We start from the raw sequence: 20,334 nt of genomic DNA, 5'->3' as shown, positions 1-20,334 counted from the left end.
ACCATTAGTAAAAAGCCATCCTCTTAGAGGGTGGCTTTTTTTATTGATATAATTAATCGATTTTCATAAAGTAAATCAACAATAATACGATTTTTATAGAAAAAGAGAGCTGATGTTTACTACAAAAATATTAGGATCTGAGTCAGATGATCACGCAGAAGTTATTAAAGCAGTTGCAATGATTGAAGCTATTGTGCAATTGCAAGAGCCGTGGAATGAAAAAACTTTGAACGATTTGCTTGCACAAGATAGCATCAGTTTGATGGTCGTAAGCACTATAGGTAGTGATGAAACGGTTGGTTACTGCTTATACCAAGTGATATTTGAGCAAGCAGAAATTCTACGTATTGCTACTCATCCTAATAATCAACGGCAAGGTGTTGCCTCGCAAATTTTTGCCAACTTAAATACAGTATTAATGAATAATCAGGTAGAGAGCTTATTGTTAGAAGTACGAGCAGATAATATGCCCGCGATAGCCTTATATGAACAACAAGGGTTTGCTGTGATTCATAAACGTAAAGGGTATTATCAGCAATCACATCAGCCAGCAATTGATGCTTTAATCATGCAGCATGTTTATCATTAGTGGTATGTGATTTGAGGCAGCTTTATTGTTTTAGAAGGTTTGTTATTTAGTTTTGATATGAGAGCTTTAGTCACTGTTTGATAGCATACATTGAAGCTCTTTGATATGTTCGGTCAATAGCTCAATCATGATGCTAGTATTTTCTTGTTGTTTTTGGACTTGTTCCAGTTTGTTTTGATGAAAATTTAGCTGTTCATCGAGTCCCATTTTTCCCGTATAAAAATCATTGAAGCCATCTTTAATTTCATTGAGAGTAAAACCTACCGTTTGTGAGCTTTTGATTAGTTCAATACGTTCTACACATTCTGGATGAAATTCGGTATAAAATCGAGATCCTGCTTGACGCTTACGTGATTTTAGCAAACCCAACTGATCATAATGGCGAACGGTATCCTTAGTGGTGTTGGCTTTTTTTGCAAGTGCGCCAATTAACAGGAATGATTTATCAGATGCCATAATAGCCTCATAGGTCTATAGGTAAGTGCTGATCAATAGCCATGATGCTCATCGTAACTTGAGCTGCCAAGGTTCTGTATTGTCTAATAACGATACTGCCAATGGTTTATACGAATCATTTCGCCATCTGACTGAATGACTAGCTATTAAACTGTCTAATTGAGTCAAAAAATCAGTGCGTGGCAAGGTGACAGCACCTAAGCTCATCAGATGTTCGTTCGGTAGCTGACAGTCGACAAGCCCTACGTTACTCTGTTCACATAAGCGCATCAAGCCCCAAAATGCTAGTTTTGAAGCATTGGACGCACGGTGAAACATTGATTCACCAAAATAGAGACTACCTATCTTTAAGCCATAGAGCCCACCAATTAGCTGCCCTTTATCATCCCAAACTTCGATACTGTGTGCAAACCCTTTGGTATGTAATTCAGCATAGGCTTGGATCATGTCATCATGAATCCAAGTATGCTCGCCTTCAGGTAGCTCGTCATTACGGGGCAAACTACAGGCATGTATTACGTCATCAAATGCTTGATTGAGTGTCAACTGCCAACGTGAGCGACTGGCTTGCTTGCGTAGTGACTTGCTGGGTGTGTAGTCGGCTGGTACAATCACACATCGTGGTTCAGGGCACCACCAAGCGATCGGCTCGTCTTCATTAAACCAAGGGAATAACCCTCGTGCATAAGCAGAAATGAGCGTTTCTGGTGCCAAATCACCACCTATGGCGATGATTCCTATGCCTTCAGGATCGATAGAAACAGGATCGGGGAAGTCATAACACCCAAGACTTTTTAATGTCTCAGGTGTGATGTTTTTATCATTTAGTTGCGAGAAATTAACCATTTAGGCTTCTTTATCAGCAGTTGATGTTGATGCATAAGTATGATCATGTGCGATGGTCTCTCCTAATGCATCCAAGTATTTTTCAGCATCAAGCGCAGCCATACAACCGGTACCAGCAGACGTAATAGCTTGACGGTAGACATGATCAGCGACGTCACCTGCGGCAAACACCCCTTCGATACTGGTTTGAGTGGCGTTACCTGCGAGGCCACTTTGGACGACCAAATAGCCATCTTTCATATCTAGTTGATCTTTGAATAAGTCTGTATTGGGCTTATGACCAATCGCCACGAACATACCAAATACGTCTAATTGTTTGGTGCTGCCATTTTCAGTAGATTCAATAATGACACCATTAACGCCTGAATCATCACCAACGACTTCTTTGACGTAGTGGTTCCATTCAATTTTAACATTGCCATTTTTGGCTTTTTCAAACAGTTTGTCTTGCAGAATTTTTTCTGAGCGTAAGCTGTCACGGCGATGCACTAGTGTGACCTCTGCTGCAATATTAGATAAGTATAAAGCTTCTTCAACGGCAGTATTACCGCCACCAATGACAGCGACTTTTTGGTTTTTATAAAAGAAACCGTCACATGTGGCACAAGCCGAAACCCCTAAACCTTTAAACTTGGTTTCTGATTCTAGTCCTAGATACTGCGCAGATGCGCCTGTAGAGATAATCAAAGCATCACAAGTATAGCTGCCGTTATTGCCGGTCAGCTCAAAAGGGCGCACATTTAAATTCACCGCATTGATATGGTCATAAACCAACTCTGTACCGAAGCGTTCAGCGTGTGCTTTCATGCGCTCCATCAATGCAGGACCCGTTAAATCATGGGCGTCGCCTGGCCAGTTATCAACTTCAGTCGTGGTTGTCAGCTGTCCACCCACTTCCATGCCAGTGACCATGACTGGTTTTAGGTTGGCACGAGCAGCATAAACGGCAGCAGCATAACCAGCAGGACCTGAGCCTAAAATAATGAGTTTTTCGTGACGTGTAGCGGTGTTGTCAGTTGCCATGAGTTGTTCCTTGCTAAATATAAGAGTTGAAAATGTGAAGAATCAATATAATCAGAATATTCTAAAGTTTGTCATTAGGATATGTTCTTATTTTAAAAATGGTGATAAAAATGAGATAAATTGCCGTTAAACAAGAAAAATAGTATTGATAATATATAGAATATTGACCAGCTATTTGACGATGTTTAGGTAGATTTAGCCGTTTTTAGCCCATCGAGATGACTATCGATTAAATTGAAGACACGCCCTAATACAGTTTTTATCATTGTTGTGTGATAGTAACATAAGGGTAGTGGCCGAAAAGTGCAAGTTTGCTAAAACAAAGATGGGTATCATTAGAATCAAAGCATGTTTGCCTTGAAATATTATAGCGATGAAACATGAATATTTTGTAGCGTTTCTACAAATTTCTAGCGTTTCTGCAAAATTTCTAGCAATTATTCTGTTAGCTGTATGTCTAAAATATGGTTTTTTGTTTAAATTCGATATTGACAGACTTTCTTGGACTCTTTCTTGATAAGACTGTCGCCACTACGGCTATGTATTTGTTATTATAAGAAGTTATGCCAAGCGTGGTATGAGTCAAAAACAGTTGCTAACGATAGCTTTTATTTATGGCTTTTAAGACGATCAATATCTTTGTAATACTTCGCTAACCATTTTATATCAGCACTTTATGTCAGCATGATTAGGATTAGTCATGTATTGACGACCATCTTTAATAACAAGGCAGATCTTACGTGATATCAGCACCGCTTATTGAGTATTTAAAAAAAGGAATATTTACCCTTATTGGGTTAATACTGGCCGTTTATCTGTTTGTCATTTTAATGACCTATACAGGTAATGATCCTAGTTGGTCGCATATCAGTAGTGATATGACCACGATTAATAATGTGGGTGGCGCATCGGGTGCTTGGTTGTCTGATTTGCTCTATAGTTTCTTTGGTTTTGGTGCATGGTGGCTGTTAGCATTTTTGGTTTATGAGTCCGTCCTTATTTGGTGGGACAATAAGCCAACATTTTGGTTGATGCGTTTGATTGCTTATGTCTTCTTATTGTTAAGTGCCAGCGCCTTATTTGCGCAATTGGTTGCCTTGGTTCAGCACGTAACTGATGCAACTGTAACAAAGCTTGAGGGTGTGGCTGGTGGCATTATTGGACTTGAGTTACAGTCACGTTTGGCTCAGCTTTTATCGCAGTGGGGGAGTGTGTTTTTCTTGACTGCTTTCGTTGTTATTACCGCTACCTTTGCCTTTAATATTCATTGGCTTGCGATTTATCAGAAGGTTACAACGTTGTCATGGCTTGGCTCAGGAGTAAAACAAAAAGATATCATAAATGATACTCGCTCAGCATCTCAAGCAGGCATGATCTCTGAGAAAAGTAATGAAAGCAAAGAGAATGAGAAGACTAATAAAGAAACTGCGGAATACGAGCAGTTGCCACTTGAATTACAGTCTACGGAGAGTGCTCAATCACTGGATAACAGTGGTCGGTTTAGTCACGTTTTATCAGATTTCTTAGCGACATCGGGCCTTGCCGATAGCGTGAAAGCCTCTGTGGTAGCAGCAACACAAACAGCGATGTCTAGTGCTTCTAGTAATGACAATAGAGAGCATTTTCAGACGGCAGAATCGATGCCTAGCGGTACTGTAGATAATACGGCTCACCATACGAATGTATCGTCGACGTCAAGTGCAGCACCGACTCCGGTTCGTAAAGTTGAACCTAGCTTTGCTTGGAATGATGCCAATACCGTGGATGACTTGCTGGCCAGTGAGCAAATGGCTTATAACGCTGATATTGTGAACGATTCGGCTTCTGCTATATCGGTACCTAATGACAGCAAAACTGAGTCGCCAGATATGGCAAATTCAGTCTCTACAAGGATGTCAACCACAGAAACATCTGACGCTCAACCAACGATTCGTTCGCAGACAAAAGCGATTCAGTCGCCAATTGAGGCGCCAGAAGCAACAGCAACAACAGAGAGTATTGATACATTGGCAGATGCTTGGCTAGCAGAGCATGCAACGCCTATCGTTGATAAGTCTATGACAGCGTTGCAATCAGATAATATGGCTGCACAGCCAGTGCAAGAGGCGTCTGTCGAATCTGAGCGAGATATGTCCAGTGAGACTCCGATTAATAACGCTACTGCAGCTGCCAGTATAACGCCGTCCTCTTTTGATGAATTATCTAATAACCAAGTGGAAGTATCTAGTAACGCTATAGCGCCGACTGTGATTGAAAAACCTATCACTAAACCGGTACCAGTAGTCAGCGATCCTGTGTCAGCAGCGATAGATATGACACCAACCAATACGCCTCCTGCCAATCCAAAAGCCGCACCAACGGTAGAAGTAACCAGTCTAGCCTCAAACGTGCCTGAGCCTAAAACGCCTGCGCAACCGTCTGTTAGCTTCGCTGTGCCAGAGGGTGATAGCAGTAATCATATCACTGATATGATGCCAGAGAGCGACAATGACGATACCAATGTACCAGTCATGCCGCATATTAGTGATGATGAAGCTTTTAGTCAAAAATCACGTTCGATGCAAACGGCAGCCTATCGCAGCAGTCTAACGCCTATTCCAGAAATGTCTATATTGGATAAGCCCGATCCTGACCGTAAGCCTAGCTATACCGTGGTTGAGCTGGAAAAACTGTCTGAGTTATTAGAAATTAAGCTACAAGAGTTTAATGTAAAGGCCTCTGTAGTTAATGCTATTCCAGGACCTGTCGTCACTCGTTTTGAAGTGGAGTTAGCTGCTGGGGTCAAAGCCAGTAAAGTAACAGGCATTTCACGTGATTTGGCGCGTTCATTATCGATGGCTTCTTTGCGTGTCGTCGAAGTGATTCCAGGCAAACCATATATCGGTATTGAAGTACCTAATAAGAAACGTGAAATGGTACGTTTGATTGAATTACTCAATACCGAAACGTTTAAAGACCCAAAAGCGCAGATTAGTATGGCGATGGGTAAAGATATCGGTGGTAATCCGATCATTACCGACCTTGCTCGTGCACCGCATATGTTGGTTGCTGGTACGACAGGTTCTGGTAAGTCAGTATTGGTCAACTCGATGTTGCTTTCCATGCTACTCAAATACACACCAAATGAGCTGCGTCTTATTCTGATTGATCCAAAGCAATTAGAGCTTGCTAACTATAATGACATTCCGCATCTGTTAACGCCTGTCGTAACCGATATGACCGAGGCGGCGAGTGCTTTATCATGGTGTGTGGCAGAGATGGAGCGCCGCTATCAGCTCATGAGTTTGCTTAAAGTGCGTAAGCTTAATGAGTTCAATAAAAAAGTCATCGCGGCAGAGGAGTCGGGGAATCCAATGCTCGATCCTTTATGGCGGCCTAATGACAGCGTGAGCATTAGCCAAGCACCCAAGCTCAAAGTATTACCAATGATTGTGATTGTTGCCGATGAGTTTGCCGATATGATTATGCAGGTGGGTAAACAAGCTGAAGAGCTTATCACCCGCTTGGCACAAAAGTCGCGGGCTGCAGGTATTCACTTGATGCTCGCGACTCAGCGTCCGTCGGTAGATGTTATCACTGGTCTAATTAAAGCCAATATCCCTGTGCGTGCGGCACTACGAGTAAACTCAAAAGTTGATTCACGCACGATTTTGGATAGTGGCGGCGCAGAAGATATGCTAGGTAACGGTGATATGTTGTTCCTAGGGCCAGGGCAGATTGAGCCAGATCGTGTACATGGTGCTTATGTTAGTGACGAAGAGGTCAACCGTGTTTGTGATGCATGGCGTGAGCGCGGTGCTCCTGATTATATCGACAACATGGCAGGTAACTTTGAATTGTCTAGCCCAAGTGGTGGTAGCTCAGGTAACGCCTCTGGTGAAGATGATGACCTATATAACGATGCTGTAGCCTTTATTATGGAAACACGTAAGGTTTCGGCCTCTAGTATTCAGCGTAAATTTAGCATTGGCTACAACCGTGCGGCACGTATTGTGGATTCAATGGAGGAGGCAGGACTGGTCAGCTCGATGGGCAAAAGTGGCAAACGTGAGCTGCTAATGTAGCGATGGATATGCTTTATATGATCAATAAAAAGTAAAACCAAGACGACTTATTATCGTGCTACTGGTACAAACTTTACTTGCCTACTGTATTTACAAAGGCTGCGAAAAATTCATCCCAGTAGCACGGTAGCGATTTTCAAATACTTTGACTATAGCGTGGTATATATAGCGCTATATATAGTCGATTCAATTTAAGAATAGTACAAGGCAGGCGAGTGTAGATTTATACGTGATACGTCAAGCGAGACGCTGAAATACTTTTATAGTGGCGTGACTATAATACAGAGTTCAAACTGAATATCAGTGGATATAGCAACCACTCAATACCTGTATAGCGCACTGAACATGATTTGAATGAATATCTACCAATTAAAAAACAGACAACATCTATCACCGTTATTTTAGTTGTCACAAGATAACCCAGTTTTTTGAATCAATTAATGGCGATAAACGATCCGTAGCACACCTATACTCAATCAAAGCGGTAGATGTCCATGCCCAAGCTATGATGCGCCATGCTTTGGTGAATGACTGAGACACGCTGACCCGTACCTAATGCAAAAAACAACGGGAGCAAGTGCTCATCACTTGGATGAATATCTTTGTAGTCAGGGTACTGCTGCCAATCGAGTGCCGTGGGAATATCTGTTTTGAGCTGTTGAAGCAACCATTGCTTAAAGGTTTTGGCTGCTTGATCGATACTGTCAGACTGCCACCGAATAGCTCGCAAGTTATGTGTGACGCTGCCTGAGCCGATGATAAGTATTTGCTCCTCACGCAGGTGCGCCAACAGTGCACCTAGTTGATAACAGGCAACGCTGTCATAGTGCTGTGGCAAAGAGATTTGCACAATCGGTATGTCTGCTTCTGGATACAGGTGTATAAGCGGTGCCCACACGCCATGGTCACAAGCACGTACTGGATTGACACTGCAACTAATACCGCGTGTCGTAAGCTGCTGAGCTAGTGTCTCCGCCAGCGCTGGCTGACCTGAAACAGGATACTGAACGTCATAAAGCTCAGACGAAAATCCTGAAAAGTCATGCCAAGTCTTTGGTTGTGGGTTGTTGCTAATCTCCAGTTTTGAAGATTGCCAATGTGCCGACATAATCACGATGGCGCGGGGTTTGGGTAAGTTTTGTCCGATACGTGCCAGCGCACTGGTTGTGGCTGATTGTTCAAGGGCCAATGTGGGCGCGCCATGTGAGATAAATAAGGCAGGTAAAAGAGCGGTGTTTTTTAGTGAAGCGGGTACATCATCCCATGCAGCCTTAGCATTGATGGGGGCTATAGCATCAGTCGAGCTTGGCTGATGGCTTGCTTTAAGAGTCTGAGCGTTTGAATAAGTCATGTAGCGTTTATTAGGGCGGCTAGTGGTTTTTCAATCCGGCTTTGGCCAGTTGAAGGGTGAGAATTGTACGTTTGAGTTAGTATTTTTACTTCAACACGCCCTAATTAATGATTGTGAAAGCCTAATTTCCACGATGATAAGGGTGATTGTTATTGATACTCATTGCGCGATATAGTTGCTCCATGAGTACGACACGCACTAATGGATGCGGTAATGTTAGGGCGGATAGTGATAATTTTGCATCGGCTTTTGCCAATACTTCTGGTGAGACACCATCTGCACCGCCGATGACTAAGGCAATATCATCGCCTTGCTGCATGCCATCTGCTAATTTATCGGCCAAACCTTCGGTCGATATCATCTTGCCTTTGACGTCTAGTACCCATAACTGCTCTCGGCTTGATGCATTATGAGTGGCTAATAGGGCTTGACCTTCTTGCTCACGATACTGTGCCAAATTAGCATCTGAAGGGTTTTTTGCCCGTTTTGCAGCTGCAATTTCGACGATTTCTGTGCTAAGCATCGGTTGAATGCGTTTGTAGTATTCGTCAAAACCTGTTTGCACCCATTTGGGCATTTTATTACCAACAGTCAAAATCCTTACTTTCATAGTGCTTACCATCTCGATAATTAAATTCAAGCTTACTAGGGTGTACCCTAAATAGTTTGTATCGTTCGTTATTTACGGTCTACAATTTACATTAGAGGGCTAATGGTTTCTGATATGTGATTGTTTGCGCTTCGATCATCGCCGCTCTTATCCGCTTGGTTTGGCTTTGGAATAACAGTAAGCTTTGCATCAGATTCAAAAACAATGGCTTCAACATCATCGAAACTATTAATCCCTTCAGAACGCATTGAGCATTCGAGCTCTTGATGAGTTAGTCGCTCCTCTCGCATTGCATCTGGTAAAAACTGTCCTTGATAAAAGACGATACGGGGTTCAGATAAGATAAAGTTACTAAAGGGCGTTGAGATAGAGGCGTATTTGGTGACCAAAAACTGTAAAACATATAGCGTGATAATTGAGGCTGCACCTTCTACAAAAGGGATCTCTTTTAGCAAAATAGTGCTGGCTCCCAGTGAGCCAATCATCACCGTCACAATCCAATCAAAATTATTTAGCTGAGAGGTTGAGCGTTTGCCAGAAATTTTGGTGGTAATCACGATGAGCACATAAACCATGACGGCGGTGAATACAATACGCCCAAGTTTGTCGATACTATCAAAAAAAACAATGTCCATCGTGTTGACTCCTCATTATCTTGAATGCCAAGTTTTTAAGGTGCAAACCTCGCCAAGCGCTTTGTTGGCAGTACTGTATTTATTTGGGTGCTAAGAAATGATTGAAAGCCCACAATCCTAAACGTGTGCTAACCAAGGTCAGCACTATCATCATAAGCAGTGCACCAAGTAATGGCAAGGGCTGCTGTGTGGCCATATCTGTTAATACTTCGCGGCTAACTGGTGTAAACAAAAACAGCCACAACCCTAACATATACAATGCATTTAACAACCACATGGCGGCCACGCTACCAATGGTCAAGCGGTTCATCTCACTGATGGTGAGCGTGCGCTGTTGATGTTTGATGAATTTGTGCGCCGCAATATAAGCGCCAACCAGTACTGCTACCGTCATCACAACGTATGGGCTGAGCGTTAGCTTGGTTTGGACGACCATAAAAATAGCGTTGGCTAAAATGTAACCAATGACAAAAAACCCCATATACATTGGTAGCTTAAATGCTGACGGTAGCCGTGCTGGCGGTTTACTTTTCTTACGTAAATTGTCGGTAGCGTGTGGCATAAAATAGCCTATATTAATGTAAAAAAATAAAGGGTGGATAAATTATTATGGTATGGGCGTGTCATCATAGTTAGCCATTTTAAGATACTGAATGTATAGTCGATCCACTATAAAATAAACACAGCGATACTGGGTGCATTTTGCGTAGCCTCTGTCTGCGCAGGCACAGCAAGCAAGGAAAATGTATACCTGTATCGCATGGTTACATTTGTATCTGTTTTATTTAGGACTGACTATATCAAGGTGTTCATTGATGACACGTTTCTATTATACAGGTGCTGTTTTATTGCTGTGCTGTCCAATCTAACATGGCATCTAATACAGTTCTAGCCGCATATACATTGAGCGCCTGATCGGTATTAATCAGTCCGACCACGGTATAATCTTGCCCTGATTGCCCTTTTACATAGCCGGCCATTGAGGTGACATTGTTTAAGGTGCCGGTTTTAATCCACGCGCGTCCAATAGCGGCTGATTCAGGTAACCGTTTGCTATGGGTGGCAATGGTGCCACTAACGCCTGCTATCCCCAAAGAGTCCACATACGCATCAAAGCTTGGGCTGTCGTACGCATAGCCTAACAACTCACTTAGATTGGCGGCACTCACGGTACAGGTGCGGCACAAGCCAGAACCATTGGTGAGATATGGCGGCGGTGTTTTTAAGTGTGTCTGCCACCACTGATTAATGGTTTGTAGCGTTGTTGGGTAGTTGGTGTGATGCGAGCTGCCAAAGTCATATAGGCTGGTTGTGCCCGATATAGTCATGGGTGTAGCTGCATTAGTAGAAGCTGCTTGGCTAGCAGAGATGGCTGCATACGCCCCAATAGACAATGCCACTTGTTCGGCCATGACATTATTTGAAAAGTGGTTGATGTCATAAATTTGCTGTGCCAATGTGAGTGATGGATAGCTGACAATGGGCAAAGGCGACAGTGGTAATGCGGCTAGACTGCCTGCTTTATGGGTATTGGTCAGGGTGTTGTAAGGGCGTTCTTGGCTGATAATTTGACCGCTTAGCGTATTACCTAGTGCATACCATTTATCTGCCAGTACGTGGGCAGCAAAATCTTTGGCATCGGGATAAGCAATATAAAAAACGTGCTCGCCGCAACTGCTAGGCAGCTCAGAATTTATCTGAAGCTGATTGGCTTGCCACTGCGGGTTCAAGCTGTAATTGGCTGACGCACAGGCCCCTGCACGAGTATTGACAACACTTGGTAGCTGATAGTCGGCCAATTTCGGCGTATAGGTTAATTGCGCTTGCCCATTGTTTAACGGCTGACTTTTAATACCGATGCTGCTAAAGTTGACCAAAAAGCCATCTGGGCTAGCGTTATAAGGGCGTAGCGGCGCATTATCAAATGCGGCAGGGTCTTTACTCACTTGTTCAAAAACTGCGCTGTCAATAACAATATTACCATCAATGTGTTTAATACCTGCTTGTTGCACATGATAAAGCAGCTGTTGTAAGCGCTCATGCGTCATTTTTGGGTCGCCACTGCCCTGAATCACCAAGTCGCCGTATAGGCGGTCGCCCACAATAATACCAGTATGGTATACCCGAGTGAGCCAAACAAAATCAGTGCCTAAGGTATCTAACGCAATAAAGGTCGGTAGCAGTTTCATGGTGCTGGCAGGTGTGCGCGCCGTGTTTGGTTGGTGGCTAATTAATGGCGAAAACGAGATATGAGTAGAACCAGTATTGGTATTTTTATCGTTTGCGTCGCGATTTTTATGTTGGTTGATAGTAGCGTTGGCTTGTTGGTCGTCGAGCACATCGGGAATACTTTCTACGCTTTGGTAGGTGTAAGCATCATCGGTATAGGCATGTATTTCTTTTTCATGCTGCTCAATAGTTTGGCGCTCAATGGTAACTAAGGTACTTTGTTGGGGAATGCTGTTGTTTTTATTACTGTTTTGATGATTGTCTTGTTGAGCGTTTGGCTGGTTGTCATCAGTATGGTTTTGTGCACTATTAGCCACAGCTTGTTGGCTGCTATCAATTACTTGAATAGGCGTAGGCAAGTGGCTGTTATTTTTATCGCCAACTGGGGTGATGACCATGCTGATGTCAGATTCTGTTAAATTGGCGCGCGTTAATGCTGCCTGAACCGCTTCTGGTAGTGTTGCTTGCGCATATAGTGGCGTTACTGTTAAGGCCAGCACGGCCAATGACTTACTAGCTTGACTGAACGGTCGTAGATGATGAAGCATTGGTGAAATTTTAGTGGCAATAGCAGAATAACGAGAGCGTTCAGAAGTAGGTCGCATGAGCATCTTTTAGTAAGTGGTAAAAGCCGACTATACTAACATGAGTTAAGGCTTTCTCGTAGATGCAGAAGCATGTTAAAAGTTTGATTTTGTCGTCAAACAGCGCGCTTAGCGTACGTGCAAAAACGCCATTGCGGTCATAATGGCATCGTTATAAGCATCATGAGCACCCAGTTCAGGAATATTGTAATGAGCTAAGATATTGGTTAGGTGCTGTGATTGGTTAGAGAGACCCTGAGTATGACCACTCCTGCGCCGACTGTACAGATGGCGTATGTCTATGATTTTGTTTGGTAGTGTCGAGCCCATATACTTTTTAACCAGTGGGTTTAAAAAAGCAGTGTCAATTTGCGGGCAGAAACCTACTATAGGGCGGTTGTTTATAAATGGTAGCAATAGCGCTAACATCTCCTCATAGCTCATACCATGTTCAACATCAGCGGTACGTAAACCGTGAATTATAATCGTATCGCGGTCTGGCATCACAGGTGGTCTGCAGACTAAATGCAGACCATTGCCTGTATCGATCGTATTACCATTGATATGAATAGCCGCAACCGATAACAAATGGTGTTTTTTAGGATTAAGTCCAGTCATCTCGCAGTCAATAGCGACCCACTGCTCAGGCATAGGTTGGCTAAACATCGATGCCAGTTCTGGACGTTGTAGTTGAGTCTTTTGCCAAGTGCAAGACAACTGCTGTAGCCAACTCATAGTGGTTGTTCATCCATTTATGAAATCTCTAATTGATAGTGCTGGCGGAGCTGAGCTTTAAAGCTTTTTACCACAGCTAGACACTCTTTTAGCAAGTCACGCTCAAGCGCAGTTAACGTCATTGGATTTACTTGCCGAGCATACTTATCGTCAGTAGAGAGCGCAACTGATAAGCGCTGCGCCATAAAAAACTCTAATGCTTCTAATAAAGTGTCGGCACGCTCTTGGGTCAAGGCTTGAGTTTGCACCAAGGCTTTGAGCCGGTTTTTACTACTGGGCACTTCCAAAATATCATTTTCTAATGCTAAGGTGCGAATACCGTGAACCAATGGAAAGATACCGGCTTTTTTTAGATCAATATCTTGCGAGTTTGACTTATTACCCAGTAGTGGGACAAACTTTTGCCACCATTGGTTTACGTCACCGAACTGTAGCGCGGCGCGTGCGAACTGACGTACAAACATAGGGTCTGACTGTCGGTGGGCTACTTTTAGATGTTGGCGTATTTGAGTCAATAATGATTCATCACCGCAGACGTATTCAGCATCGAGGATGGCGGATAAATAAATGCCATGCATTGGTTCGGTATTTCTAAACCATGAGTTGATTTGGGTATTAAATGCTTTTAGCGGTTGTCGCCATATAGGGTTGGTCATCATGATGTTGCCATCACACAGTGGATAACCAAGGTTTGCCAAATGATGATTAAAGGAGTCGGCAAACTGTGCCAAGTCATCATGTGTGTATCCGTCACGTATGATGAGTGCATTGTCTTGATCAGTACGCATGATCTGCTCACCACGACCTTCTGAGCCCATGACGATGAGGCAAGTATTGACCATGACCTCATCAGGTACGATAAGTTGCCAAAGCTTGGTAAATACTTGTGCATTGAGCGTCTGTACCATGCGGCTGATGTTACCGATTTTGACGCCATTTTGATGCTGTGCACGAATATAACGACCGATAAGTTCGACTGCGGTATCTAGGCTCGTCAGATCTTTTGCTTGTTCAATTTGAATACTAATGAGCTGTGAATGATGGCTGATATGAGCGAGCATGTCGCTTTGCCCAAGGATACCTATAACCTTACCTTGGTCATCTAGCACAGGCAGTCTATGGATACGATAACGAGTCATGGTTAGTAGCGCATCGCCAATCTCATCATCAGACTTGATGGTACGCAGGTTAAAGTTGGCATAATCTTGACATGACGTCGTGGCAGGGTTTTTTTGCTCACTCACGGCGCGGCAAATATCGGTATCGGTTAAAATACCTAGTAGATGACCTATACCGTATGATGTCTCTTGTACATCTTCTTTTATCGTTTGTACATAAGTCGATGGTCTTACCAGTACGTGCTTTATTCCTATTTGGGTCATAACGCTAGCAGCGTCATACAGGCTATTATTGGCATCAACGATATGTACTGGAAGTAAACGGACATCAATCACTGGTTGCAGCATGATTTGCTGCACTTCTTGTTGATTGGTATAGATGGTTGGGTCAGTTCCTGTGTTGTGACGGCGCTGTTGTAGTGCTTTGAGTCGCTCAGGAAGCTTGTCTGATAGCATTTGGCGAACTAGATGATTTTGAGCACTGATTTTGTCAACAGTGCTACCAGCCACTTGAAGCAGTAGAGTGTCTTCGGTAGCTCGAAATTGATAAGTTTTAGCTTTATTTGCAAGCCCTGTAGCCTCTTTGGTGAGAGTGTTATCAGTCAGTGACTCAGGCTGGCGACGGCTATCGAACCAATCATTGTTGTTAAGGTGATCAGAATGATTGCTACCTAAATAAGAGACGACAAACTCACCGTCGAGTAATTGCTCAACCTGTCCTTTAATGACTACATAAAGGTACTGTAAGTCTTCTGCAAGCAAGCTTTCATCTTTAGCAAGATAGCGTATTTGCGTGTTTTTCCTGATACTTTGGCGTTCAGCTAAACTGAGTACATCAAAGGGCGGCTGGGTAAAATCAAGATGGGGCATGGCATCATCCTTGATGGCATATTGGACTATAGGTAATTACTTATAGATCATTACTATAGCATCATTCACATAAAAAACCTGCAATAACCACATTTATATTATGGTTATTGCAGGTAAATAGCACAATTATTGTGTCAAGTAAGGATGTTGATATCGCGAATTTAACTATGCACCAAGCAATTTTCGAATACGGCTTATCGCTTCACGGCTTTCTTCGACACTAGCGACCAAAGCAATACGCACATATCCTTGCCCAGGGTTGCTGCTATTTACTTCACGTGAGAGATAGCGTCCTGCTAATGCATGAATATTTGCCTGCTCATATAGCGCTTTGACAAACAGCTCATCATCACCATTGAACTGCTCAGGCGCTTTTATCCAAAAATAAAATCCTGCATCAGGCATCCGTAACTCTAATAGCTCACCAAGCTCAGACATCCATAAGGCAAACTTTTCTTGATAGAGTGAGCGATTATTTGCCACATGTTTTTCATCTTGCCAAGCAGCGATAGAAGCCAGTTGATGCGGTATCGGCATCGCACAGCCTTGATAGGTACGATATTGCAAATAAGCCTGTAAAATATCGGCATCACCTGCTATAAATCCAGACCGCAAACCTGGTAGGTTTGAGCGTTTGGACAAAGAATGAAAGACGATACAGTTTTTAAAGGTGTGGCGACCAAGTATTGCGCAGGCCTGTAATAGACCGATAGGGGCGCTATCAAAATAAAGCTCGCTATAACATTCATCGCTGGCAATGATAAAGTCATATTGATCTGACAGACGAATCAGATACTCCCAATCATCCATTGTCATGACAGAGCCAGTTGGATTGTTAGGACTACAAACGAATAATAGCTGCGTACGCTCCCACACTTCTTTGGGTACTGCTCGGTAATCTCCTTTAAAATCATTATCTAATGCGCAGGGTACAAAGTATGGCGCTGCTTGTGCCAGTATCGCTGCGCCTTCATAGATTTGATAAAACGGATTGGGCATCACAACTACAGGAGGCTTACCTGATACAGATAACGAATGGTTTGCTGTGTCGATGACTTTATGATCGACAACTGCTTGTACCAAGCTAAAAATAGCCTCACGCGTGCCCATTACCGGTAATACTTCGGTATTGGCATCGACATGATTCAAAAAAAACCGCTTTTCCAGCCAATGAGCGATGGTCTGACGCAGTTCAAACATACCGTTGGTGGTTGGATAACGACTTATTTTGTCCAAATTTTCGTGTAGTACGTCCAGTACAAATGCTGGTGGCTCATGTTTTGGTTCGCCAATGCCTAGTTTGATTTCACTGTAGCTATCGGCTGGCGTGCTATTGGCAAGTAACGCTGCCATTTTTGCGAAAGGGTAAGGATGCAGGTACGTTAAGTTGTGATTCATAAGTAGGGTAACTATAATAGACAATTAATAATAAAGTTATAAAGAAAAATTACATTCAAGCAGTGTAGCACTTCTCTTGTTTTTTGTCTTTTTCTTATAACAGTACAATAAGCCGCTGTCAGCCTTGATGATAGTTTATGGTAAGGACAATTTGATATGCCTGGTGTTACACAACCCGATAGTCCAAACGCTAAAGATATCAACGATAAAAATTCTGACGATAACTTATCGCGAGATAAGCTATATGAGCTATTAAAACAGCGCGAACAATGTTGGTGGCAAGCGCGGCAGCAGCTCACTAGCCGTAAAGAGAAAAAACTGTTTTGGTACGGTGAAAATAGCTTGATGATGTGGTTCTTATGGCAGTTGGTCAGCTATGTCATCGTGGCGATGTTATTGATGCTGCTTAGTAAGTTGTTGGGCATCATGCTGCCTGTATGGCAGTATGTTGCTTTGTTTGCCATACAGACAGTGATTTTTATTGTCATGCTGTCACTAAAAGGTCGCATGGCTAATATTTTGCAACGCAAGATTGATAAAGATGAGTTGCAACGTGAAGAAGCGCTGAATGAGATGATTATCTTGGCAGAAGACAGTCTTTATCCAGACGTACATGCCAATTCACCTATCTCCTTAAGACAGCTGTATGAGTATTTTGATCAAAGCTTTCATTTGGCCAGTTTACATTGTCTGTTACAAAGAGAGGTCGATACTGGGCGTATAATGCTGACGCAAAAACAGACTGAGGCAGAGGTTCTGCCGCCAGACCTCGCTGATGATGAACTTAATGAACATGCTAGTGAGATTATATATAAAAGCACTTTATAGGAATTAGCTTTGCTCTGAGGTGCGCCTTAGATGTTAAAAAGATTAGATATTAAAAAAACTAGACAGAAAAAAGCATGGCATTGATCGTTTTATCAATGTCATGCTTTTTTATTATGTTTTTTATTAACTCTTGAATGATACCTAATAGAGAGGACAGTCTTTCTGCACACTGAGACTGGTAAGCAGTGCTGCTTTCAGAGAGTCAAGTCGGTCAGTAGATAGCGGCTTATCGTTATGATCACTGATATAAAACATATCTTCTGCACGCTCGCCTAAGGTGGTAATACGGGCAGCATGTACCTCAATTTTCTCTTCCAAAAACACTTGTCCAACTCGTGCCAATAGCCCAGGCTGATCAAGCGTTTCTAAGCTCATGACGTGTTGATCTGAGGCTTCATTGAACTCAAAATTGATAACTGTGGTTACCTCAAAGTTTCGAAGCTGACGTGGAATCCGCTTGTTTGTAATTTTTAATACTGTTGGATCTTTAAAGGCACTAATCAAACGCTGCTTGAGATCCTTTTGGCTGTCTTCGTCAATTAATAGTGTACCGTTCGGATCTAGTAGCACATAAGAGTCCAACGCAAAATCACGGGTAGCAGTGATGATTCGTGCGTCCAAGACATCCAGATTCATCTGATCGAACACTGCCATGGTAACCGCAAATAAGTTTTCTTGATCTTGGGTGTAAACAAATACTTGAACGGCATCAAGTGCCAGCTCTCTATGCTCACGTAGTACGACTAGCGGTGGACTATCTGTATTGGATGCAAGTCCAATAGGGGGGTGATTCAAGATAGCCTCGGTATGCCATAAAATATCCTCAGCGATCTCACGCAAGAAATATTCATCACCCAAATCGTCCCATAGCCTCAATACTTCATCGCGATTCATGTGCCGATTGTTCACATTATCTAGCATGGTTAAGGCTTGTTTACGTGTGGCACTGATCATATCTTGGCGGTTGGTCGGTGCATCAATATCAGCACGCAAAATACGACGAGTCTGTGAGTATAGTTGTTTCATTAGCGTGGCGCGCCAACTGTTCCATAATTGTGGATTGGTGGCGTTCATGTCAGCGACGGTTAGCACGTATAGATGATTGAGATGGGTGACATTGCCCACTAGGTCTGAAAATATAGTCACAATCTCTGGGTCTGATATGTCTTTTTTCTGAGCGGTCATCGACATTAATAAATGGTAACGTGTCAGCCAGCCAACCAAATTAGCATCCGCCAAACTCATGCCATGCGTCAAGCAAAACTCAATGGCTTCGGTTTGCCCAAGCTCGCTATGATTACCACCACGACCTTTAGCAATGTCATGGAACATTGCTGCCAGTACCAAGATTTCTTTTCGTTCGATGCGTTGAAAGATAGAGCTGACCAACGGGAAGTCTTCATAAAACCGTGGGTCAGTGAAACGATGGAGGATGCGAATCAAAAATAAGGTATGTGCATCAACGGTATAGCGATGAAATAAGTCATACTGCATCAGCCCCGTTACTTGTGAAAACGCAGGAATATAGTTACCCAAGACGCCATATCGATTCATCGTACGCAGGCGATGAAACAGGTAGTTTTGTTCTTTTAGGTTGGCTAAAAACAGCGCTTGGTGAGCGGGATTGTCACGGTAAACTTGATCGATACCGCGTGCAGCAATTTTTAGCGCGCGTAGGGTATGGGTGCGGACGTTTTTAATATTGTGCTGACCCATCAATAAAAACATCTCTAAAATAGCGTCAGGGTGCTGAGCAAAGACGCGATGATGCGCCATCGATATTTGATCACCTATTTGGTTAAAGCGTGCGTTGATGGGCTGTTTTTTGGGACTCTCATCATCAGTCAGTCTTGGTTCTATAATCGTTTCGTAATAATGATTGATCAGCATCTCGGATAGTGTTGATATCTGCATGGCACAGCGATAGTAATCACGCATAAAGCGTTCTACTGCAGCATTAGGTTCATCATCTGGCTGCGTCTCATAGCCCATCAATTGAGCAATCTCACGCTGATAATCAAACAGTAACTTGTTTTCGTTACGACCGGTCAATACGTGTAAATAATGACGTATTTGCCATAGATATCCTTCTGCAAAACTCAGCTCATCAAACTCTTTTTCGGTCAAAAAGTTTTGCTGTACCAAGTCGTACAGTTTGCCCACTCGAAAGTAACGTTTGGTCACCCAGCCGATGACATGAATATCGCGTAAACCACCAGGAGCTGTCTTGATATTTGGCTCAAGATTGTATTCTGTGGCATTGTGCTGTAAGTGGCGTACCTTACTTTCTTCGATTTTTACTTCAAAAAACTGCCGCGGTGACCACTGCTCGTTGACAATTTTTACTGGAACATCTTGCAAGTCTTCATTACCAATCAACAGTCGAGCTTCTAACTGAGCACTGGCAATGGTGTGATCAAGTGCTGCTTCTAAGGCATCTTCAATCGTACGCACAGAAAGTGCAGGGTCCAATCCTATGTCCCATAGTAACGCTACCAAACGATCAATCTTTCCACTAGTATCAGTGTCAATTTCATCAGGAGATAGCAGTAAAATATCGATGTCTGAATACAGCGATAACTCGCCACGCCCATACCCACCAGTGGCAAAGAAAGCCAAGTCAGTTTTATCTAACTCAAAAAATTTAAATAAAGCAATCAGTAACTCGTCGATGGCACAGGAACGAACCTCAACCAATTGACGAATATTGACACCACGCTCAAGTGCTCGATTGATGTCTTCATTAATTTGCGTTAACCATTTAGGGATCTCCAGTAGCCATTTTTCGGCCGCGTCGTTATCCGTTGATACTGATGTATCTGTTGCTGCATCATCAGGTAGCAAAGGTAGGGACGTTAGGTCAATAGAAGTGATATCACAATTAAACATAAGTGTTATCCAATTAAGAGTTTAAAGGCAGCTGTTTGAGCTTAAGGTTGTTTTGTTATTTGAAGGACATGGTTATCAGAATTATAAAGATCAGTAAGCATAATACTTA

General features: G+C 42.9%; 15 protein-coding genes. 3 read left to right on the top strand and 12 right to left on the bottom strand.

The features are described 5' to 3' along the window. Positions 1-112 precede the first annotated feature (112 nt). On the top strand, positions 113-589 hold the full coding sequence (gene rimI / locus ACT3RN_RS04445; RefSeq protein ID WP_442072931.1) for a ribosomal protein S18-alanine N-acetyltransferase: 477 nt from the start codon (positions 113-115) through the stop codon (positions 587-589). A gap of 66 nt (positions 590-655) precedes the next feature. On the opposite strand, the gene ACT3RN_RS04440 is transcribed toward rimI, so the two are convergent. Genes ACT3RN_RS04440 through trxB form a run of 3 tightly spaced genes read right to left on the bottom strand, consistent with a single transcriptional unit; the run spans position 656 to position 2,914 of the window. Next, positions 656-1,045 (bottom strand): MerR family transcriptional regulator, encoded by a 390-nt coding sequence (locus ACT3RN_RS04440; RefSeq protein ID WP_444518508.1) that lies wholly within the window; start codon positions 1,043-1,045, stop codon positions 656-658. A 48-nt stretch (positions 1,046-1,093) separates the two neighbouring features. Continuing rightward, on the bottom strand, positions 1,094-1,891 hold the full coding sequence (gene aat, locus ACT3RN_RS04435; RefSeq protein WP_442072932.1) for a leucyl/phenylalanyl-tRNA--protein transferase: 798 nt from the start codon (positions 1,889-1,891) through the stop codon (positions 1,094-1,096). Beyond that, the gene (gene trxB, locus ACT3RN_RS04430) at positions 1,892-2,914 is read right to left on the bottom strand and encodes a thioredoxin-disulfide reductase (RefSeq protein WP_192518232.1); all 1,023 of its coding nucleotides are present in this window, start codon (positions 2,912-2,914) and stop codon (positions 1,892-1,894) included. 740 nt (positions 2,915-3,654) lie between these two features. Here trxB and ACT3RN_RS04425 point away from each other — a divergent pair. Beyond that, positions 3,655-6,978, top strand: coding sequence for a DNA translocase FtsK 4TM domain-containing protein (locus ACT3RN_RS04425; RefSeq protein ID WP_192518233.1), 3,324 nt, complete (start codon positions 3,655-3,657; stop codon positions 6,976-6,978). A 472-nt stretch (positions 6,979-7,450) separates the two neighbouring features. Here the strand turns inward: ACT3RN_RS04425 and ACT3RN_RS04420 are convergent, their stop codons facing one another. The 8 genes from ACT3RN_RS04420 to dapC all read right to left on the bottom strand — a co-directional run bounded on the left by ACT3RN_RS04420 (position 7,451) and on the right by dapC (position 16,508). Then, complete coding sequence (locus ACT3RN_RS04420) at positions 7,451-8,329, bottom strand: DODA-type extradiol aromatic ring-opening family dioxygenase (protein WP_192518234.1); 879 nt, start codon at positions 8,327-8,329, stop codon at positions 7,451-7,453. A 121-nt stretch (positions 8,330-8,450) separates the two neighbouring features. Beyond that, positions 8,451-8,939 (bottom strand): 23S rRNA (pseudouridine(1915)-N(3))-methyltransferase RlmH, encoded by a 489-nt coding sequence (gene rlmH / locus ACT3RN_RS04415; RefSeq protein ID WP_192991686.1) that lies wholly within the window; start codon positions 8,937-8,939, stop codon positions 8,451-8,453. An 86-nt stretch (positions 8,940-9,025) separates the two neighbouring features. Next, a complete protein-coding gene (locus tag ACT3RN_RS04410; RefSeq protein WP_192991687.1) occupies positions 9,026-9,574 on the bottom strand; it encodes a DUF421 domain-containing protein in 549 nt (182 codons plus the stop codon). Positions 9,575-9,653: 79 nt separating this feature from the next. Continuing rightward, the gene (locus tag ACT3RN_RS04405; RefSeq protein WP_192518237.1) at positions 9,654-10,136 is read right to left on the bottom strand and encodes an ABZJ_00895 family protein; all 483 of its coding nucleotides are present in this window, start codon (positions 10,134-10,136) and stop codon (positions 9,654-9,656) included. Between the two features lie 283 nt (positions 10,137-10,419). Further along, on the bottom strand, positions 10,420-12,408 hold the full coding sequence (locus ACT3RN_RS04400; RefSeq protein WP_442062037.1) for a D-alanyl-D-alanine carboxypeptidase/D-alanyl-D-alanine-endopeptidase: 1,989 nt from the start codon (positions 12,406-12,408) through the stop codon (positions 10,420-10,422). 108 nt (positions 12,409-12,516) lie between these two features. Continuing rightward, the gene (locus tag ACT3RN_RS04395; RefSeq protein ID WP_192518239.1) at positions 12,517-13,122 is read right to left on the bottom strand and encodes a 3'-5' exonuclease; all 606 of its coding nucleotides are present in this window, start codon (positions 13,120-13,122) and stop codon (positions 12,517-12,519) included. Positions 13,123-13,139: 17 nt separating this feature from the next. After that, positions 13,140-15,110, bottom strand: coding sequence for a DUF294 nucleotidyltransferase-like domain-containing protein (locus ACT3RN_RS04390; RefSeq protein ID WP_442062034.1), 1,971 nt, complete (start codon positions 15,108-15,110; stop codon positions 13,140-13,142). 165 nt (positions 15,111-15,275) lie between these two features. Further along, complete coding sequence (gene dapC / locus ACT3RN_RS04385) at positions 15,276-16,508, bottom strand: succinyldiaminopimelate transaminase (protein WP_192991691.1); 1,233 nt, start codon at positions 16,506-16,508, stop codon at positions 15,276-15,278. 156 nt (positions 16,509-16,664) lie between these two features. Here dapC and ACT3RN_RS04380 point away from each other — a divergent pair, with 156 nt between their 5' ends. Continuing rightward, positions 16,665-17,336, top strand: a complete 672-nt coding sequence (locus ACT3RN_RS04380; RefSeq protein WP_192518242.1) for a hypothetical protein — start codon at positions 16,665-16,667, stop codon at positions 17,334-17,336. Positions 17,337-17,477: 141 nt separating this feature from the next. Here the strand turns inward: ACT3RN_RS04380 and glnD are convergent, their stop codons facing one another. Further along, positions 17,478-20,225, bottom strand: coding sequence for a [protein-PII] uridylyltransferase (glnD, locus tag ACT3RN_RS04375; protein WP_442062031.1), 2,748 nt, complete (start codon positions 20,223-20,225; stop codon positions 17,478-17,480). Positions 20,226-20,334 lie beyond the last annotated feature (109 nt).

Origin of the sequence: Psychrobacter sp. AOP5-GZ1-6, assembly GCF_052376345.1 — a bacterium.
Classification (GTDB): domain Bacteria; phylum Pseudomonadota; class Gammaproteobacteria; order Pseudomonadales; family Moraxellaceae; genus Psychrobacter.
This window is presented reverse-complemented; position numbering and strand designations above follow the sequence as displayed.